Source organism: Rhodococcus sp. Eu-32 (genome assembly GCF_003336925.1).
GTDB classification, from domain to species: Bacteria; Actinomycetota; Actinomycetes; order Mycobacteriales; family Mycobacteriaceae; genus Rhodococcoides; species Rhodococcoides kyotonensis_B.
In genome coordinates this window covers 14,932-34,202 of record NZ_QGNK01000032.1, presented here as the reverse complement: position 1 = coordinate 34,202, position 19,271 = coordinate 14,932, and the positions used below count along the sequence as shown (strand labels likewise).

General features: G+C 66.8%; 19 protein-coding genes. 5 read left to right on the top strand and 14 right to left on the bottom strand.

Annotated elements, in window-relative coordinates:
• Positions 1-96: 96 nt before the first annotated feature.
• The 3 genes from DK926_RS25035 to DK926_RS25025 are packed head-to-tail and all read right to left on the bottom strand — an operon-like array spanning position 97 to position 3,054.
• A complete protein-coding gene (locus DK926_RS25035) occupies positions 97-1,128 on the bottom strand; it encodes an ATP-dependent 6-phosphofructokinase (protein WP_068429134.1) in 1,032 nt (343 codons plus the stop codon).
• Between the two features lie 59 nt (positions 1,129-1,187).
• The gene (locus DK926_RS25030; RefSeq protein WP_068429131.1) at positions 1,188-1,850 is read right to left on the bottom strand and encodes a response regulator transcription factor; all 663 of its coding nucleotides are present in this window, start codon (positions 1,848-1,850) and stop codon (positions 1,188-1,190) included.
• A gap of 10 nt (positions 1,851-1,860) precedes the next feature.
• The gene (locus tag DK926_RS25025; RefSeq protein ID WP_114332647.1) at positions 1,861-3,054 is read right to left on the bottom strand and encodes a histidine kinase; all 1,194 of its coding nucleotides are present in this window, start codon (positions 3,052-3,054) and stop codon (positions 1,861-1,863) included.
• Positions 3,055-3,239: 185 nt separating this feature from the next.
• Here DK926_RS25025 and DK926_RS25020 point away from each other — a divergent pair, with 185 nt between their 5' ends.
• Positions 3,240-3,863, top strand: a complete 624-nt coding sequence (locus DK926_RS25020) for a hypothetical protein (protein WP_068428425.1) — start codon at positions 3,240-3,242, stop codon at positions 3,861-3,863.
• A complete protein-coding gene (locus tag DK926_RS25015; RefSeq protein WP_114332646.1) occupies positions 3,860-5,218 on the top strand; it encodes an alpha/beta-hydrolase family protein in 1,359 nt (452 codons plus the stop codon). The genes DK926_RS25020 and DK926_RS25015 overlap by 4 nt, the downstream gene beginning before the upstream one ends.
• On the opposite strand, the gene DK926_RS25010 is transcribed toward DK926_RS25015, so the two are convergent.
• The 3 genes from DK926_RS25010 to gatC are packed head-to-tail and all read right to left on the bottom strand — an operon-like array spanning position 5,215 to position 8,013.
• Positions 5,215-6,228: an alpha/beta hydrolase-fold protein gene (locus DK926_RS25010; protein WP_114332645.1), complete on the bottom strand. Its 1,014-nt coding sequence runs from the start codon at positions 6,226-6,228 to the stop codon at positions 5,215-5,217. The two genes, DK926_RS25015 and DK926_RS25010, sit on opposite strands and share 4 nt — an antisense overlap.
• Positions 6,229-6,244: 16 nt before the next feature.
• Positions 6,245-7,717 carry an Asp-tRNA(Asn)/Glu-tRNA(Gln) amidotransferase subunit GatA gene (gatA, locus tag DK926_RS25005; RefSeq protein ID WP_114332644.1) on the bottom strand — a complete coding sequence of 491 codons (1,473 nt, stop codon included), beginning with the start codon at positions 7,715-7,717 and terminating at the stop codon, positions 6,245-6,247.
• Positions 7,714-8,013, bottom strand: a complete 300-nt coding sequence (gatC, locus tag DK926_RS25000; RefSeq protein ID WP_068428413.1) for an Asp-tRNA(Asn)/Glu-tRNA(Gln) amidotransferase subunit GatC — start codon at positions 8,011-8,013, stop codon at positions 7,714-7,716. Before gatC ends, gatA begins: the two co-directional genes overlap by 4 nt.
• An 88-nt stretch (positions 8,014-8,101) precedes the next feature.
• Here gatC and DK926_RS26815 point away from each other — a divergent pair, with 88 nt between their 5' ends.
• Positions 8,102-8,245: a hypothetical protein gene (locus DK926_RS26815; protein WP_165839666.1), complete on the top strand. Its 144-nt coding sequence runs from the start codon at positions 8,102-8,104 to the stop codon at positions 8,243-8,245.
• A gap of 51 nt (positions 8,246-8,296) precedes the next feature.
• Complete coding sequence (locus DK926_RS24995; protein ID WP_068428409.1) at positions 8,297-8,947, top strand: ACT domain-containing protein; 651 nt, start codon at positions 8,297-8,299, stop codon at positions 8,945-8,947.
• 4 nt (positions 8,948-8,951) lie between these two features.
• On the opposite strand, the gene ligA is transcribed toward DK926_RS24995, so the two are convergent.
• The 8 genes from ligA to DK926_RS24955 all read right to left on the bottom strand — a co-directional run bounded on the left by ligA (position 8,952) and on the right by DK926_RS24955 (position 18,241).
• The gene (ligA, locus tag DK926_RS24990; protein WP_114332643.1) at positions 8,952-11,087 is read right to left on the bottom strand and encodes an NAD-dependent DNA ligase LigA; all 2,136 of its coding nucleotides are present in this window, start codon (positions 11,085-11,087) and stop codon (positions 8,952-8,954) included.
• A 51-nt stretch (positions 11,088-11,138) separates the two neighbouring features.
• A complete protein-coding gene (locus DK926_RS24985; RefSeq protein ID WP_114332642.1) occupies positions 11,139-12,158 on the bottom strand; it encodes a methionine synthase in 1,020 nt (339 codons plus the stop codon).
• A complete protein-coding gene (gene mnmA, locus DK926_RS24980; RefSeq protein WP_114332641.1) occupies positions 12,155-13,246 on the bottom strand; it encodes a tRNA 2-thiouridine(34) synthase MnmA in 1,092 nt (363 codons plus the stop codon). Before mnmA ends, DK926_RS24985 begins: the two co-directional genes overlap by 4 nt.
• Positions 13,246-14,484, bottom strand: coding sequence for a cysteine desulfurase family protein (locus DK926_RS24975; protein ID WP_114332640.1), 1,239 nt, complete (start codon positions 14,482-14,484; stop codon positions 13,246-13,248). Before DK926_RS24975 ends, mnmA begins: the two co-directional genes overlap by 1 nt.
• Positions 14,485-14,545: 61 nt before the next feature.
• Positions 14,546-15,463 (bottom strand): lysophospholipid acyltransferase family protein, encoded by a 918-nt coding sequence (locus tag DK926_RS24970; protein WP_114332639.1) that lies wholly within the window; start codon positions 15,461-15,463, stop codon positions 14,546-14,548.
• The gene (locus DK926_RS24965; protein ID WP_114332638.1) at positions 15,460-16,302 is read right to left on the bottom strand and encodes a GNAT family N-acyltransferase; all 843 of its coding nucleotides are present in this window, start codon (positions 16,300-16,302) and stop codon (positions 15,460-15,462) included. Before DK926_RS24965 ends, DK926_RS24970 begins: the two co-directional genes overlap by 4 nt.
• A gap of 137 nt (positions 16,303-16,439) precedes the next feature.
• Entirely contained in the window at positions 16,440-17,396 is a 957-nt protein-coding gene (locus DK926_RS24960; protein ID WP_068428393.1) for an electron transfer flavoprotein subunit alpha/FixB family protein, read from the bottom strand.
• A 44-nt stretch (positions 17,397-17,440) separates the two neighbouring features.
• Entirely contained in the window at positions 17,441-18,241 is an 801-nt protein-coding gene (locus DK926_RS24955) for an electron transfer flavoprotein subunit beta/FixA family protein (RefSeq protein WP_068428390.1), read from the bottom strand.
• 209 nt (positions 18,242-18,450) lie between these two features.
• Here DK926_RS24955 and DK926_RS24950 point away from each other — a divergent pair, with 209 nt between their 5' ends.
• On the top strand, positions 18,451-19,251 hold the full coding sequence (locus tag DK926_RS24950; RefSeq protein ID WP_243637016.1) for a class I SAM-dependent methyltransferase: 801 nt from the start codon (positions 18,451-18,453) through the stop codon (positions 19,249-19,251).
• Positions 19,252-19,271: the final 20 nt, after the last annotated feature.

Below are 19,271 nucleotides of genomic sequence, written 5' to 3'. Positions count from 1 at the left end.
GCTGGTGCGAACGCGTCAGTAACGAGGCGCCTCCGGCACCCGTGAGTACTAATGCATAGCCCTCTATACATAAGTACTCACGGGCGCCGAAGGCGCCTACCCGAAGAACGCCGCCGCGTCGACGTACCGGCTTTCCGGCACCCGCTTGAGTTGCTTGACGGCCTCGTCGAGCGAGACCAGCCCGATGTCGACCCCGCGCAGCGAGACCATCTTGCCGAAGTCCCCAGCGTGGGCGGCGTCGGCGGCGTTGACACCGAAACGCGTCGCGAGCACGCGGTCGTACGGCGTCGGGGTCCCGCCGCGCTGCACGTGCCCGAGCACCGTCGTGCGTACTTCCTTGTTGATCCGCCGCTCGATTTCCTGACCGAGTTGATGCGCGACGCCGGTGAATCGCACGTGTCCGAATTCGTCGATACCGCCGTCGAGAAGCGACATCGACCCCTCCTTCGGCTTCGCCCCCTCGGCGACGACGCAGATGAAGTGCGAGTCGCCGCGCTGGAACCTCTTGCGCACGAGATCACAGACCTCGTCGACGTCGAACGGCTGCTCCGGGATCAACGTCATGTGCGATCCGGACGCCAGACCGGCGTGCAGGGCAATCCATCCCGCGTGCCGTCCCATGACCTCGACGAGCATGACGCGCTGATGCGACTCCGCGGTGCTGTGCAGCCGGTCGATCGCGTCGGTGGCGATGGTGAGCGCGGTGTCGAAGCCGAATGTGACGTCGGTGCAGTCGATGTCGTTGTCGATCGTCTTCGGGACGCCGACGACGGGAACGCCTTCCTCGGACAGCCAGTTCGCGGCCGTAAGAGTTCCCTCACCACCGATCGGGATGAGCACGTCGATGCCGTTGTCCTCGAGCGTCTGCTTGATCCGGTCGAGCCCGGCGCGCAGCACATCGGGGTTGGTCCGTGCTGTCCCGAGGATCGTGCCGCCCTTGGTCAGCAGCCGATCGTTGCGGTCGTCGTTGCGGAGCTGAATCCGCCGGTCCTCCAGCAACCCTCGCCATCCGTCGAGAAATCCGACGACGGTCGATCCGTAGCGCGCATCCGCGGTGCGAACCACCGCCCTGATCACTGCGTTGAGTCCCGGGCAGTCACCGCCGCCGGTCAGAACACCGATGCGCATCGAATTCTCGCCTTTCGTCGTGGCCATACCTCCTACCGTAATTCGTGACGGTCGGATGGTCAGCCTGGAGTGACGACGCCGCTCTCGTATGCCAGCACGACTGCTTGCGCCCGGTCCCGCAGACCGAGTTTGCCGAGCACCTTGCCGACGTGTGTCTTGACGGTCTGCTCGGCGACGAACAACGACTGCGCGATCTCCGTGTTCGACATCCCCTTGGCGATCAACTCGAGCACCTCGCGTTCGCGCGGCGTCAGAACCCGCAGCGACGACGGTTCCACCCGGGGTGTTCCGCGCCTGGACGTCACGTCGGCGATGAGGCGACGCGTCACCGACGGCGCGAGCAATGCCTCCCCCGCGGCGACGACGCGTACGCCGCGGATCAGTTCCTCGGCGGGCGCATCCTTGAGCATGAAGCCGCTGGCGCCGATGGTGAGCGCTTCGTAGACGTAGTCGTCGATGTCGAACGTCGTGAGCATCAGAATGCGTACCGGATGTGGCAGTCCCGCACCGAGAATGGCGCGCGCGGCATCGAGACCGTTCATCTGCGGCATGCGCACGTCCATCAGTACGACGTCGGGGAGCAGCCGCGTCACTTCGCTGACGGCACTCGCTCCGTTGTCGGCGTCCCCGATGACGGAGATGTCGGCCTGAGCGGCCAGCAATGCACCGAATCCCTGTCGAACCATTGCCTGATCGTCGGCGATGAATACCGTGATTGCCACGGGTGACACCCTATGCCGACGGGGCCGCCACCGGAATCGCGTCGACGGGTAGTCGGGCGACGACTTCGAAGCCGCCGTCGGACAGCGGACGTGTGTCGAGCCACCCCGCTGCACCGCGGGCTCGGTCTCTCATACCCTGCACGCCATGGCCTCCGGAGTTCTCGACGGCGACGACGCCCGCGGGTGACGGCCCGTTGATCACTTCCAGGAACACCAGATCCGATCCGTAGTCGAGGCGCACACGCACATCGCTGTCGGGGGCGTGGCGAGCGGCGTTGGACAGCGATTCCTGCAGAATGCGATACAGCGCGAGACCCGTACCGGCCGATACGAGCGACGGTTGTCCCGTCGACGTCCACGTGAGTCGAACACCGGCTCGTTGCGCGCTCACCAGAAGCGCGTCGACGTCCGACGCGCTGGGCTGCGGGGCGTCGTCGACGACGTGACCGTCGCTGCGCAGAACCCCGAGCATGCCGCGGATCTCGTTGAGCGCCTCGCGCGCGGTGGCGCCGATGGACTCGAATTCCGCTGCAGCCGAGGGTGATACATCGTCGAGTCGATACGGGGCGCTCTGCGCCTGCACCACCACGAGAGACATGTGATGGGCGACGACGTCGTGCAGATCTCGCGCGATCTTCGCCTTCTCCTCGAGGATGGCGCGCCGCGCCCGTTCGAGTTCGCTCATCTCCTCCTGGCGAGCAAGTTGACGACGCGACAACACGAGCCATCGCACGAGCAGTCCGAACACGACGACAGCCGTGAACCCGACGGCCCAGCCGATGCCGTCGTCGCCGGGTGTGAACGACAGGAACAGCAGTACCGTCGCCCCCCAGGCGACGCCGACGATCGGCATCGCACACCGCAGACTCACTGCGAACACCAGCACCAACATCACCATGATGTGGGTGACCTGCCACGGATAGTCGTAGCCCGGAACGTTGTCGAACGCGACGGGCACGACCAACGCGGAGGCCGCCGAGATCGCCCATCCCAGAGCCGGATTGGCGCGCACGAGCAGAAACGGGAAGACCGCGAGCGCAGCGACGATCGGCATGAGGGGCGGCGACACGTCATGCGTCAACTGCAGCGTCGGCCATGCCACCGCGTACAGAATGGCCGTGACGAGAACGATCACGACATCGACGACTCGACCCGCGACGAGCCGTCGCACACCTGCCACGGTCGTGTTCACGGGGCTTCCCATCGCATTACCTCTGCTCACCCCGTGAACTCTAGGAACCGACGCGACGAAAGTCGTCATACCTCGGGGTGAGATCAGGACCCGTACCGCGGTATCAGAAGGACCGGCTGTCGGTCCGGAGGTGTGACGCGGGATCGCGACCTCGGTCCGATGACCTGCAACGTGGAGCGTTCCTAGCGTCTCGGGTCATGACAGCGAGAGCGAAGATCGCCATCGGAGCACTTCTGACCACGGTGGGTCTCGGAGCAAGCATCGGACTCCCCACCGCCGCCGCCTCGGACGCGCACACCTCGGCGGTGTCCGTCGCCATCGACGCCTTGACCGCGAACGACGCCGTTCTCGCGGCCGGCCGGGTGCCCACGGGTTTTCGGACGATGTTCTACGAGCCCGCCGTCGAGAACGGTGTGCTCGTGAACCCGACGGGCGAGTGCTCGTCACCGATTCCCCTCCCACGGGAGTTCGACACCGCCTGCAAGGCACACGATCTCGGGTACGACCTCATCCGATACGGTGCTGCGACAGGCGATCCGGCGGCAACGCGACTTCGCGAGGACCTCGACGCATCGCTTCGGACTTCCCTGCACGATTCCTGCCGTGTTCGTGACGGAATCGGTTCCCGTTCGGTCTGCTACCTGATGAGCGACGTCGCCTCTGCCGCAGTCGATTTCAACTCGTGGCGCCAGGGGTACGGCAACCCAGGCCCCGAACCTGCTCTGCCGTTCCTTCTTGCCGGCACGCTCGTCGCCGCCGGTGCTGCTGCAGCGTCCACCGCGGCCGCCGTTGTCGCACGCCGAGCGAAGGCACACGCATGACCGCGACTCTCGTCATCCCGGCGACCCACCCGATCGACACTCCCCGACGCCCACCCGCCGTTCCCCGCGTCACGACGTCGGTTCTGCTGTCGGCGGCGACCGTGGCATCGCTGGCCCCGTCGCTGCTTCCTCGCGCACCCGAAGTCCAGGCGGTCGTGACAGCGCTGTTCGCAGCCACGGCCCTGCTGCTGTCCGCCGTCCTCCACCGGATCACGACGCGACTGCACTGCAGGGGCCCGCAGCCGACCGCGCGACGCGTCGCAGCCTCGGTCGGCATCGTCGCCGTGGCCGGAGCAGTCGTCGCCGCCGCTCACTGGCAGAACCGACTGCGTGACGCGATGGGTCAGCCGCCCACCGGCGCGATGCACTGGGTCGAAGTGCTGTGCGGGTCGGTGTCGATATCGGCGATGCTGATCGTCGCCGGAGTCGCATCGGCACGCGGCGTGCGAGCTGTCGGCACGGCGCGAGTCACGGTCGCTGCGCTCGTCGTGGTCGTCGTCGGCTTCGTGTTCGCGGTTCCGTGGGCTCGGCACGCCTTCGAGACTCGCTACACGCTTGCCGACGCCGTCGTCGACACCGATCTCACCGCTCCGAACACAGCGTCGCAGATCCGGTGGGACGACTTGGGTCGCGAGGGCCGCAGGTTCGTCGCTGCCGGGGCCGACGGTTCGGCAATCCGGACGTACGTCGGACTGAGATCCGCCGCGACCGTCGACGAACGAGCACGACTCGCCGTCGACGAACTGGGTCGTGCAGGGGGATTCGACAAGGAGCACATCGTCATCGCTGTTCCGACCGGATCGGGATGGGTCGACGAGAACGCCGTCAGCGGCATCGAGGAGCGATTCGCCGACGACGTCGCGACAGTGGCTCTGCAGTACTCCGACCAACCCAGTTGGGCGACATTTCTTTTCGCCGAGGACGCGGCCGTCGACGCGACGACCGCACTGTTGAACGCAGTGCGAGACAGACTGCGAACGTACGATCCGCTGTCGCGTCCCGAGCTCCACGTCTACGGACAGAGCCTCGGATCGGTCGCCGGAAGCGCTGCGGTGCACCGTGATTCGAGTTTCGTGTGCAGCACGGTATGGGCGGGACCTCCCAGTGGTGAGGTGACCGCAGGCGGAGGCGTCGTACTCGCCAACAGTTCCGATCCGGTCGTCTGGTGGTCGGCCGATCTGATTCACGAAAGTCCCGACCTGACCGACGCCCGCGTCGACGCCCCCGTCCCCGCATGGATTCCGGTGGTCTCGTACCTGCAGACGACCGTCGACCTGCTGTCCGCACTGAACGCGCCCGCGGGTCACGGACATCGGTACAACACCGACCAGGGTACGAGCATGCGCGAATGCTAGAGACCCAATCGATGTGCCAGCCAGTTCATTTCGATCTCGAGCGCGGGCGCCCACACGTCCATCGAGTGGCCACCGGGTAGTTCTGCGTACCGCACGTCCATGCCGTCGGTAACGGCCGCGTCGAACAAGCGACGTGTCTGCGGCCGGAACTCCTCGTCGGCGTCTCCGACGACGAAAGCACCCGCTGTGTCCGGATAGTCGTTCTGCTCGAGCAACGTCAGAGGTGCGACGGCGTCGAACTTCGCCACCGATTCGTCGCTGTCGTCACCGAAGGCCGCGGTGATCGACTCGTCCCGTGTGCCGCGTCGCGGCTCGTCCTCACCCGAAATGTCGAGGAACGTCGGGTACACGTCCGGCACGCGCAGCGCGGTCTGCACCGAACACGTTCCGCCGTACGAGTATCCGCCGATTGCCCACTCTCGCGGATCGGTGGAGCCGTGCATGTTCTGCTGAACCCACGCCGGAACGTCGACGGCGAGATACGTCGACACGTTGCCCAGATCGGAGTCGATGCACATGGGGTTGGCGTCGGCGTCGCCCAGCGCATCGGCGACGACGACGATGGGTGCGTGGCCGTCGTGGTTCGCTGCGAATGCATCCATCGTTCGTGCGAGATGGCCACCCTCGATCCAGTCGACGACGTGACCCGGCTGGCCGGTGAGCAGCACCAACACCGGGTTGTCGCCGCGAGCGCCCGCGCGGTAGAACGGCGGGGTGTAGACCGACGCGGGTCTGGCCTCGAAACCCGACACCGTTCCCGGGATGTCGACGCTGGTGACGGTGCCGACGGGCGGATGACCCATCGCCGCAGCGAGAGTCGGCACCTTCCAGACCTGCGTGTTCGTCACCGCGACGAGCGCACCGACCACGGTGAGCACGGTCAGAACCCCGAGGACTCGGCGGCGCAACAGAATCCAGCCGAGAAGGAACACCACCGCCAGCGCGAGGGCGGGAAGGACGATCGAGTCGATCCGGACGTGCACGACGCCCAGCGCGACGTCGTGCATCATCCCGATCAACTCGGTGTCACTTCAGAGCGCCGCGTGCTGCCTCGTACGCCGCACCGATGCGGTAGAGGCGGTCGTCGGCGAACGCGGGTGCCATGATCTGCAGACCGACGGGCAGACCGTCCTCGGACGCGAGTCCGGACGGAACCGACATCGCGCAGTGGCCTGCGAGGTTGGTCGGCAGCGTGCACAGGTCGTTCAGGTACATCGCGATCGGGTCGTCGACCTTCTCCCCCAGCGGGAATGCCGTCGTCGGCGTCGTCGGCGAGACCAGCACGTCGACCTGCTCGTAGGCCCTGTCGAAGTCCCGGGCGATGAGCGTGCGCACCTTCAGCGCCTGGCCGTAGTACTCGTCGTAGTATCCGGCCGACAACGCATAGGTGCCGATCATGATGCGGCGCTTGACTTCTGCACCGAATCCTTCGGCGCGCGTGATCGCCATGACCTGCTCGGCGCTGTGCGTACCGTCGTCGCCTGCGCGGGAGCCGTAACGCATTCCGTCGAACCGGGCGAGATTGGACGACACCTCCGACGGGAGGATCAGGTAGTACGCGGCGAGCGCGTGCACGAAGTTGGGGCACGACACCTCGACGACCTCGGCACCGAGGGAGGTCAGCGTGGCGACCGCGGCATCGAAGGACGAGATGACACCCGACTGGTAACTGTCGGAGTGCAATTCCTTGACGACGCCGACCTTGACGCCCTTCAGGTCGCCCTTGGCACCGTCGCGTGCAGCGGCGACGACCGACGCCACCGGGGTGTCGACCGACGTGGAGTCGCGCGGGTCGTGTCCGGCGATGACCTCGTGCAGCAATGCCGTGTCGAGAACGGTACGGCCACACGGGCCGCCCTGATCCAGCGACGACGCGCACGCGATGAGTCCGTATCGAGACACCGTGCCGTAGGTCGGCTTGGTGCCGACGGTTCCGGTCAACGCGGCAGGCTGACGGATCGAGCCGCCGGTGTCCGTGCCGATCGCCAGAGGCGCCTGGTACGACGCCAGAGCCGCCGCACTTCCGCCGCCCGATCCGCCGGGGATGCGGGTGGTGTCCCAGGGGTTCTTCGTCGGACCGTATGCGGAGTTCTCGGTCGACGAGCCCATCGCGAACTCGTCCATGTTCGTCTTGCCGAGCAGCGGGATACCCGCGCCACGCAGCTTCGCCGTGACCGTCGCGTCGTACGGCGAGATCCATCCTTCGAGGATCTTCGACGCGCACGTCGTCGGCATGTCCGTCGTGGTGAACACGTCCTTCAGCGCCAGCGGAACGCCGGCCAGAGCCGACGCGGGAACGTCGCCGGCGGCGAGCGAGGCGTCGACCTCCTTCGCGGAGACGAGCGCACCGGCACCGGAGACGTGAAGGAATGCGCCCAAGTCGCCGTCGACCTGCTCGATACGGTCGAGGTGAGCCTGCGTGACCTCGACGGCCGACACCTCACGGGAGTGAATGCGCGTCGCGAGTTCGGACGCGTCGAGTGCGGTCAGGTCGGTCATTCGCTCTCTCCCAGGATCTGCGGCACTGCGAAACGGTCTTCCTCGGCGTTCGGCGCCTCGGCCAGCGCCTGCTGAGGCGTCAGGCCGGGCACGATGACGTCGGGGCGCGTCACATTGGTGATGGCGCTGGGGTTGGCCGTCGGCGGCACGTCGTCCGCGGCGACTTCCGCGACCGTCTTCACGTGGTGCAGAATCGAATCCAGCTGACCTGCGAACTCGTCCAGTTCGGCTTCGCTCAGCGCCAGCCGAGACAGCCGGGCGAGGTGAGCTACCTCGTCGCGGGAGATATCAGGCACCGCGTGGACCCCTTTCACAACAATCGAGGATGCGCCGCACGGGCACATGACGTGTGCAAGCTTATAGGTCCGGCAACGGCCGCAACCCGTGGACCTTCCGCTGTCGACGGCCGAACACGCCCATGGTGTCGTCAAGATCACCGCCACCTTCGTGCTGGTCGACCCGGGCACGACCGAGAAAGCGTCGACGGCGCGCGGCGCGGACCCGACGTGCGGCGTGAGGGATGCCTAGAGTTCTCTACGGATCGTCCGTGTTCGAAGAGAGTCACCGAAAGGGAGCGTCATGTCCTACCTGCTCCGCGTCCAGCTTCCCGACCGTCCCGGCAGCCTCGGCGCACTCGCCGTCGCACTCGGTTCCGTCGGAGCGGACATTCTGTCTCTCGACGTCATCGAACGCGGCGACGGGTACGCGGTGGACGACCTGGTCGTCGACGTCGCGCCCGGATCCCTTCCCGACACGCTCATCACCGCGGCGGAGAACCTGAATCACGTACGGGTCGACTCGATCCGGCCCTACACGGGCGTGCTGGACACACATCGCGAACTCGAACTGATCGACAGCGTCGCCGCGGCCACCGACGACCGACTACAGGTACTCGTCGACGGGGCACCACGCGTCCTGCGGGTCGGGTTCAGCATCGTCGTGGCCACGGGCGAACGCGGCACATACCGAGTCGTCGGTAGTTCCGGCGCCCCGGAAACCCATGCCACGGAGATGCCGTGGATGCCACTGCAGCACCCGGCCGCGCTGGACGGCGATGCCGAGTGGGTGCCGCAAGCCTGGCGCGACATGGACACCAAGATCGCTGCAGCGCCGCTCGGGTCGACGGGGACCGTCCTCGTGCTGGGACGTCCGGGCGGCCCCGACTTCAGGCCGTCGGAGGTGGCGCGACTCGGCTACCTCGCCGGAATCGTCGCCACCGTCCTGGGCTGAAGCGTTACTCGTCGACTGGGTCGGCAGGCCGGACAGCATCCGGACCCTCGGTCAGCAGCAGCGTGAAACCTGCTTCGTCGAGCACAGGAACCCCGAGTTCGACGGCCTTGTCGTGCTTGCTTCCCGGCGATTCGCCGACGACGACGAACGCCGTCTTCTTCGACACCGATCCGGCCGCCTTGCCGCCACGTGCGAGGATCGCCTCCTTCGCCTGGTCACGCGAGTAGTTCTCGAGCGAACCCGTGACGACGATCGACATGCCTTCGAGGTTCCGAACGATCGAGTCGTCGCGCTCGTCCTCCATCCGGACGCCCGCGGCGCGCCACTTCTCGACGATGGTTCGGTGCCACGGCACGGTGAACCATTCGGCCACGGCCTTGGCCATGGTGGGGCCGACGCCGTCGACCGCGGCCAGCTCTTCTTCCGACGCGTTCTCGATGCGTTCGAGGCTGCCGAACTCGGTGGCGAGCGCACGACCGGCGGACGGTCCGACATGGCGGATGGACAGGCTGACGAGAACCCGCCACAGCGGCCGGTCCTTGGCCTTGTCGAGATTGTCGAGCAACCGTCGGCCGTTCGCGGACAGCGCGCCGCCCTTGGTCCGGAAGATCGACGTCTTCAGCAGGTCGTCCTCGGTGAGCGAGAAAATGTCGCCCTCGTCGAGCACCACTTCGGCTTTCAACAGATCCGTCGCCGCCTCGTAACCGAGACCTTCGATGTCGAACCGGCCTCGCTCGGCGACGAAGAACAGGCGTTCACGACGCTGACCAGGGCAGAACTCGGAATTGGGGCAGCGAAGGTCGGCGTCGCCCTCCTTCGCGGGAGCCAGCGTGGTCCCGCACTCGGGGCACTCGGTGGGCATGACGAACTCGGTCTCGTCACCTGTGCGTGCGTCGACGACCGGCCCCAGAACCTCCGGAATGACCTCGCCCGCCTTGCGGATGGTGACGGTGTCGCCGATCAGCACGCCCTTGCGCTTGACTTCGGACCCGTTGTGCAGCGTCGCCAACGACACCGTCGAACCGGCCACGAGCACCGGTTCCATGTACGCGAACGGAGTGACACGGCCCGTACGGCCGACATTGACCCTGATGTCGAGGAGCTTGGTGGTGACTTCCTCGGGCGGATACTTGTAGGCGATGGCCCAGCGCGGCGCGCGCGAGGTGGTACCGAGCCTGCGGTGCAGAGCCATTTCGTCGACTTTGACGACGAGCCCGTCGATCTCGTGTTCGACGTCGTGGCGATGGGTGTCCCAGTACTCGACCTTCTCGACGACGGCGTCGATGCCCTCCACCTGGCTGGTGTGGGTCGACACGGGCAGACCCCACGCCTTCAACGCTTCGTAGGCGTGCAGCTGCGAGTCGGGCGAAAACCCTTCCATTCGGCCGAAACCGTGGCAGATCATGCCCAGTCGGCGACGCGCGGTGACCGCGGGATTCTTCTGCCTCAGCGACCCTGCTGCCGAGTTCCGGGGATTCGCGAACGGCGCTTTGCCCTCCTCGACGAGCGCGGCGTTGAGCGCCTGGAAGTCCTCCAACCGGAAGAACACCTCGCCGCGCACTTCCAACAAGGCCGGAATGGGGTGATCGGGGCTCTCGGTCAACGTCTCGGGGATGTCGTCGATGGTCCGCGCGTTCAACGTGACGTCCTCGCCGGTGCGGCCGTCGCCACGCGTGGCACCGCGGACGAGTGTGCCGTTCTCGTAGACCAGGTTGAGCGCTACACCGTCGATCTTGACCTCGCACAGGTAGTGCAGACCGGATCCGGTTTCCGACTCGATGCGTTTGGCCCAGGCACGAAGCTCGTCGTAGTCGAACACGTTGTCCAAGCTCAACATTCGCTCGAGATGGTCGACGGCGGTGAACTCGGTGGCGAACCCGCCCCCGACCAGCTGCGTCGGCGAGTCGGCGGTACGGAGCTCGGGATGTGCTTCCTCCAGCGCGTTCAGATCGCGCAGCAGAGCGTCGAATTCGCCGTCGGAGATGATCGGCGAGTCGCGCACGTAGTAGCGGAACTGGTGGCCACGCACTTCCTCGGCCAACTTCTGCCACTGCTCCCGATCTTCGCTGGATGCCGGTGTGCCGGCAGCCACGGCGTCTGCGGTGTCGGTCGAAGCAGGTACGTCAGTCGATTCGTCCACTCCCGAAGATTATCGGAATACACCGACACCAAACCTCGCCGAACGAACCTCCTACAGCGAGTCCGGCGCGTCACCGAACGCATCGGCGACGTTCTCGACCAACGTGAGCGCGGTGCGCGCCCATTCGGGGGTCGCCGAGGCCAACCCGCACGCGGGCGTGACCGACACCTGAGAGGCCAGCGTCGACCTCGGGAATCCCAGCCGATCGACGAGCGTCACCGCAGGTGCCGCCGCCTCTCGCCAGGTCGGAGTGCGTTCCGGCGTCGTACCGGGGACGACGCCGAGGACGAGCGTCTTCCCCGCCTGCAGAAGCTCGCCGACCGCGTCCAGGTCGGAAGAACGCAGCAGCGACGCATCGAGCGCGACGGCGTCCGCGGCGCTGCGACGGATCAGATCGATGGGTGCACCCGCGGCGCAGCAGTGCACCATCGCAGGCACCCCGAGCGAGCCGAGAACGGAATCGAGCAGTTCCAGCGCGTCGGGTTCGGGGAATGCGGGCACGGGATCGAGTCGGCTCACACCCGGTAGCGAACCGCGAAGCACCGCAGGCAAACTCGGCTCGTCGAGCTGAACGACGACGTCGACGCCGAGCCGTCGACGTAGTTCGGCGACGTGCTCACGGATGCCCTCGGCCAGCGATTCCGCAACATGCCGGACGGCTCCCCGATCGGTGAGCACGCGATGCGCGTTCCGTAGTTCGACTTCGGCCGCCATCGTGAACGGCCCGGCGACTTGCGCCTTCAGCACCGGCAGAAACGCCGCGAAACCTCCTGTCTCCCATAGCTCTTCGAGTATGTCGAGATCGCGACTCAACAGGTCCTCGGCATGGCGCCCTGCCCGTGTCGCCCGCTGCGCGATGCGATATCCGGACGTGCGCACATCGAGTTCGACGTCGACCATCAACGCCCCGGTACGACCGATCAGGTCGGCGCCGAGCCCACGGGCGGGTAGTTCGACGACATGGGGCAGGGCGGGCAATTCACCGAGCACGATGCCCGTCGCCTCACGCACGTCGGTGCCGGGCCACGAGCCGATTCCGGTCGCGAGTCCGGCGAAAACGCTGCTGCTCACTCGCTCTCGGAACGGGTGCCCGCGATGGTGGCGCTACCGATGACGATGTCGCCCAACACATCTCGCCGATACAGTACGGCCGCCTGTCCCTTCGCGACACCGGTGAGCGCGCTGCGGAGTTGGATGTCCATACCGCCGTCGGACGTCGCCTCGGCGACCGCTTCGGTGGTTCCTCCGTGTGCGCGCACCTGGACGACGCACTCGATCGGCCCGGTCGGCGCGACGCCGTCGGTCCAGATGGCACGCTCGCCGGTGATGCCCCAGACGTCGAGACGCGTTGCCGACCCGACGATGACGTTGCCGCTGTCGGGTTCGATGGCCGTCACGTAGCGGGGTTTGCCGTCGGCGGCAGGACCCTGCACTCCGAGGCCCTTGCGCTGACCGATCGTGAATCCGTGGACTCCGTCGTGGTCGGCCAGTTCGGCACCGGTGTCCGCGTCGACGACCTTGCCCGGCCGGATGCCGATCTTCGCGCCGAGGAATGCACGTGTGTCACCGGACGGGATGAAGCAGATGTCGTGACTGTCCGGCTTGTCGGCGACGGCGAGTCCCCGTTCGGCGGCTTCGGCACGGATCTCGGACTTCGGCGTGTCACCGATCGGGAACATCGCACGCGAGAGCTGGGCCTTGTTCAGCACCGCGAGTACGTAGGACTGGTCCTTGTCGGCGTCGACCGCGCGGCGCAGCACACCGTCGTGCAGCTGGGCGTAGTGGCCCGTGGCGACGGCATCGAAGCCCAACGCCAGCGCACGGTCGGCGAGCGCCGAGAACTTGATCTTCTCGTTGCACCGCAGGCACGGGTTCGGGGTCTCCCCCGCCGCGTAGGACTCGACGAAGTCGTCGATGACGTCTTCCTTGAACCGGTCGGCGAAATCCCAGACGTAGAACGGGATGCCGAGGACGTCGGCGGCGCGTCGGGCGTCTCCCGCGTCCTCCTTGGAGCAGCAGCCCCTCGAACCGGTCCGGAGCGTGCCGGGGTCACTGGACAGAGCGAGGTGCACGCCGACGACGTCGTGCCCTTCGTCCACTGCCCGAGCCGCCGCGACAGCCGAGTCCACTCCGCCGCTCATCGCAGCCAAAACACGCATCAGCGTTGTCCTCCCCGAGCTCCTACGCTCGCCAGTCCCGCAGCGCGGGCACGTTCTGTCACCTGTGGCAACGCAGCCAGAAGTCGATCCACGTCGTCGTCCGACGATCCGGCCCCGAGCGAGAAACGCAAGGATCCGCGCGCGGTCACCGGGTCGGCGCCCATGGCGATCAGCACATGACTCGCGCGAGCGACGCCCGCGGTACATGCCGATCCGGTCGAACATTCTATCCCGGCCGCGTCGAGCAGCATGAGCAGGGAATCACCCTCGCATCCGGGGAACGTGAAGTGCGCGATGCTGTCGAGACCGCCGTCGCCCTGCGCACCGTTGACGATCACGTCGGGATCGATGGCCCGCACTCCGGCGATCATCTTCTCGCGCAGCCGCGTCAGCTCTCGGTGGCGCGCGGAACGGGTGTCGACGGTGTCCTTCAGCGCTGCCGCCATGGCGACGACGGACGCGGTGTCGTGCGTCCCGGACCGTACGTCCCGCTCGTGCCCGCCACCGTGGAGCAGCGGCACACACGGAACGCTGCGGCCGAGCAACAACGCGCCGACGCCCTGCGGTCCACCGAATTTGTGTGCCGCGATGCTGAGTGCCGACAGTCCGCTGGCGGCGAAGTCGACGGGAAGGTGGGGCACGGCCTGGATGGCATCGCTGTGCATCGGGATGCCGTACTCCTGCGCGACGGCAGCGAGCTCCGCGATCGGCATGATGGTGCCGACCTCGTTGTTGGCCCACATGACGGTGATCAGCGCGATCTCGTCACCGTGCAGCGCGAGCTCGGCGCGCAGAGTGTCCGGCCGGACGCGTCCGGACGCGTCGACCGGCAGCCACGTGACGTCGGCACCCTCGTGCGCGGCGAGCCACTCCACCGCGTCGAGAACCGCGTGGTGTTCCACCGAGCTCGCGACGATCCGGGTGCGCGACGGTTCGGCGTCGCGCCTGGCCGCGAAGATGCCCTTGACCGCGAGGTTGTCGCTCTCGGTTCCGCCTGAGGTGAAGATCACCTCGGACGGCCGTGCGCCGAGATTCTCCGCAATGGACTCGCGCGCTTCCTCGACGCGCCTGCGGGCTGCGCGCCCCGATCCGTGCAGCGACGACGCGTTGCCGACGGTGGCGAACACGGCCGTCATCGCCTCGATCGCGGCGGACGACATGGGCGTCGTCGCAGCATGATCGAGGTAGACGGGTGCGCTCGAGGCAGTGGTAGCAGCCGAACTGCGGGCAGAAGGCATAACGCTGTTCAGGATAGCCGCTCGGCGTGAGCCGGAAGAACGCGCGAGATTCCGCCGAGGGTCAGGCGCCCTGCTGCATCGCCGAATGAAGTACGACGTTCCCGGCGATCACACCGTGCAGGTCGGCGCTCAGCGCATCGCCGGATCGCACCGATGCCTCGCACCGCCGCGCGAGGTCTCGACGATCGTTTCCCGGCGGTTCCGGCGTCGCGAGTCCGACTTCGGCGACGATCCCTTTGAGCCGGAAGATCCTCGAGATCGATTGTCCGATCGTCTCGTCGCCGACGAAGCACGTCGACGTCGTCTGCTCACCGGAAGCGTCGACATAGCGCAGTCGGACCGGTTGAACCCATGTCTCGGTGTCCACGGCAGCCTGGAACATCGCCGGGCGAAACGACCCGTAGGCACGGCCACACCACGTCGTCGCTTCGGGGAATGCGACGACCGTGCCGCCCGCGCGCAGCCGGTCCGCGACCTGTTCCACGGTGCCGGGCAGTGCGCGCAGGCTGCGTCGGTGGATCGGCAGAACCTTCATCGCGCGGGCGAGAACTCCGAGAACCGGCCAGTCGATCAGATCGCCGCGGGCGACGAACGTCGCAGGTCGCAGCGCGGTGAGCACGATGACGTCGGCCCACGAGACGTGGCCGGCCACGACGAGCGCGCCGCCCTCGGTCCTGGACTTCTCCCGCACCGACCGCTGGTCGTCGACGCGCAGGCCGATCCCGATCGCGAACAGCAGCATCCTGGCCCCGAAGCGCGTCACACTCCGCCGCGCGTGCGGAGACGCCACCCCGACGAGAATCAGGATCGGCAGAAGCATCAGCGCCGTGACGGCGAGGAGCGTTCGCAGAACGACTACGACGGTCCGGGCCGCCGACGTGTCACGTCCGATGCAGCTGTCGCCGCACGGGCTCGACGGCATCCACGCGTGATCGATCTCGGGCGGGGCCGAGGTCGCCGCGACGTCTCGGCGTGTCATCGGCCGGCCTGCGAGTCGTAGGTCGCGGCGGCACTTCTGAGTCGGTCGAGGTATCGCGTGTTGGCTTCGCGGAGCCCGAGCAGCGCGACGAAGTCGGCGACACCGAAGTCCGGGTCGTGAGCGGGCTCGCCACAGATCGTCGCGTTCAAGCGCAGGTACCCGCGCAGCAGCGGCGGCACGGACGGTCGGGCCGGGGGAACGAGGTCGTCGAGCGTACGGCCGTCGACGACGACGGGATTGTGTGGGATCGCCCGCCGGTCGGCCGGCGAGGCGTGCTTGGTCAGCAGAAGATCGCGCACGCCGCGAACGTTGACGCCGGGTTCGTCGTCCGGCGTGGCCTGCATCGGTACGGACACGCAGCCCATCACCCATTCGAGGCCGGTCACTTCGAGGTAGTGCAGTATTCCCGACCACATGAGTCCGAGAACCGAGCCGGAACGATGCTCGGGACGAACGACGGCCCGGCCCATCTCGACGACCCGGGACGACGCTGGATCGAGTGCGGACAGATCGAATTCCGTTGCGCTGTAGTAGCCGCCCGCGCGAGCGGCGGCGTCGGGCGGGAGCATGCGGTAGCAGCCGACGAAATCGTCGGTCAGGTTGTCACGGACGAGAAGATGGTCGCAGAAGTCGTCGAATCGGTCGGCGTCGAGGCCGTTCGTGTCGGCGGGGATCTCGAACCCCGGTTCGGAGGCGAACACGTCGTAGCGAAGCCGCTGTGCGGCTTCCCGGTGGTAGCGGTCCGTGGAGAGGACCAGCGAGTACCTGTCGGTGGCAGGCGCGGCGGGAGCGGTGGTCGCGAGTTCCGCTGCGGCCGAGGTCATGACTGAAGTGGTCATGATGCTGTGTCTAACGAGCTTCAGCACCGTCCGCGCATCACCTGGGTTACGTGTCCGAACACGTTGTGTGAACGGCTGTATCACACAGTTCGGCCCCCGCACCCAGTGGGTACGGGGGCCGATTCGGCTACGACGTGTCAGCCCTTGTGCTTCTTGACCGCATCGGTCAGCTGCGGGGCGACGTTGAACAGGTCGCCCACGACACCGAAGTCCGCGATCTCGAAGATGGGTGCTTCCTCGTCCTTGTTGACGGCGACGATGGTCTTCGAAGTCTGCATACCTGCGCGGTGCTGGATCGCGCCGGAGATACCGAGCGCGATGTACAGCTGCGGCGAGACCGTCTTACCGGTCTGTCCGACCTGGAACTGGCCCGGGTAGTAGCCGGAGTCGACGGCGGCGCGCGATGCACCGACGGCGGCACCGAGCGAATCGGCGAGCTCCTCGACGACGTTGAACTTGTCCGCGCTGCCGACGCCACGTCCACCGGAGACGACGACCGACGCCTCGGTGAGCTCGGGACGGTCGCCACCGACGATCGGGTCACGCGAGGTGACCTTGGTGACGCCTTCTTCCTGGGCCGGGACCTCGACCGTCTCGCGGGTGCCCGCGCCTGCCTTCGGCTCTGCCTCGACTGCGCCGGGGCGCACCGAGATGACCGGGACGTCGCCGTTGGCCTTGGCCTCGACGGTGTACGCGCCACCGAAGATGGAGTAGACGGCGCTGCCGTCACCGTTGACCGCGACGACGTCGGAGTGCAGGCCGGAACCGAGGCGTGCAGCCAGACGTCCGGCCACCTCCTTGCCCTCGGTGCTCGACGCGGTGATGATCGCGGCGGGGCTGACCGACTCGGCCAGAGACGACAGCACGTCGATCTTCGGGGTCAACAGGAAGCCGTCGACGTCGTCGGACTCGGCAGCGTAGATCTTCTCGGCACCGGCCTCGGTCAAGGCGTCGGCGAGTTTGTCGGTGGTGCCGGCCGGACCGGTCACGACTGCCGACGGCTCACCGAGAGCGCGTGCCGCGGTGATGAGTTCGAGACTGACCTTCTTCAGGCTTCCCTCTGCGTGCTCGACGAGCACAAGTACTTCTGCCATGTTCTAGCTTCTCCTCTTGTGGTCTGGCTGCTTGGGGTGGGCGATCAGATGATCTTCTGGCCGACGAGGTAGGCCGAGATCTTGTCTCCGCCGTCGCCTTCGTCGGTGACGCGCTCACCAGCAGTCTTGGGAGGCTTCGGCGTGGACGAGGTCACCGTGGTGCCTGCGTTCTCGACACCGACGGTCTCTGCCTCGACGCCGATGTCCGCGAGGGTCAGCGTCTGGACCGTCTTCTTCTTGGCGGCCATGATGCCCTTGAAGGACGGGAAGCGCGGCTCGTTGATCTTCTCGGTGACGCTGACGATGGCGGGCAGCGTGGCTTCGAGGCCGAAGATGCCTTCGTCGGTCTCGCGCTCTCCGGAGACCTTGTCGCCGTCGACGACGAGCTTGCGCAGCTGCGTCAACTGCGGGATGCCGAGGTATTCGGCGATGATCGCGGGAACGGCTCCGGTGCGGCCGTCGGTGGCCTCGTTACCGGCGATGATCAGCTCGGTGGCCTCGCCGTTCTCGAACTCGATCTGGCCGAGTGCCGCTGCGAGTGCCCATGCGGTCTGGATCGCGTCCGAACCGTGCAGCGCAGGGTCGTTCAGGTGGACGGCGCTGTCGGCGCCCATGGACAGAGCCTTGCGGATGGCGTCGGTCGCGCGGTCGGGGCCTGCGGACAGCACCTTGACCTCACCACCCTTGGACTCCTTGATGAGCAGTGCTTCCTCGACCGCGCGCTCGTTGATCTCGTCGAGCACGGCGTCGGCGGCTTCACGATCGAGGGTGAAGTCACCGTCGGTCAGCTTGCGCTCGGACCACGTGTCGGGAACCTGCTTGATCAATACGACGATGTTCGTCATGGGTCTGCGTCGACCTCCTGGTCATGTTCCGCTGAATCGAGTGTTCGTATGGGTTCTTGCAGTTCTAGCACCTGGCCGTAGATTACCCCATGTCTAGTTACCGATGGGTAACTTACTGCGTTTCCCGCCTGACCATACATCCAGGAGGGCCACGCCAGGGACTGCCCGTCGCTGTCCTACTGGGCAGTAGAGGCATTACCCTCTCGTCGGTGAGCGATTCATCGAACGCAGGTTCCGTCGTGGACGGCGCGCCCGAACCGTTACCCCTCACCGGGGAGCGCACGGTTCCCGGCATCGCCGAGGAGAACTACTGGTTCCGTCGGCACGAAGTCGTCTACGAGCACCTGCGAGATCGTTGCGCGGGCAAGGTCGTACTGGAGGCCGGTTCCGGTGAGGGCTACGGCGCGAACATGATCGCCGACGTCGCGACGTCCGTCGTCGGCCTCGATTACGACGCGTCGGCGGCAGCGCACGTCCTGACGCGTTATCCCCGCGTCGGAATGCTGCGCGGGAACCTGGCGCAGCTACCCCTGGCCGACGACTCGATCGACGTCGTCGTCAATTTCCAGGTCATCGAGCATCTGTGGGACCAGGCTCAATTTCTCGCCGAGTGCCACCGCGTACTCGCCCCTGGCGGAGTTCTGTTGATCAGCACGCCGAACCGCATCACGTTCTCCCCCGGGCGTGACACTCCCCTGAATCCGTTCCACACCCGTGAGCTGAATGCCGCCGAACTCACCGAAATGCTGGGCGACGCTCGATTCACGGTCGAGACGATGACAGGCGTGCACCACGGCTCGGTCCTGCGCGCCCTGGACACCAAACACGGTGGTTCGTTCATCGACGCGCAGATCGAACGTGCACTCGCGGGCGAGCCGTGGCCCGACGATCTGACGGCCGATGTCGCGGGAATTCGCTCGTGCGACTTCGACATTCGCACCTCCGACATCGATGCCAGCCTCGATCTGGTGGCCGTCGCAACGAAGCCTGCGACCTCGGTGAGCGAGTGAGCGAACGCCGCACTCCGGTG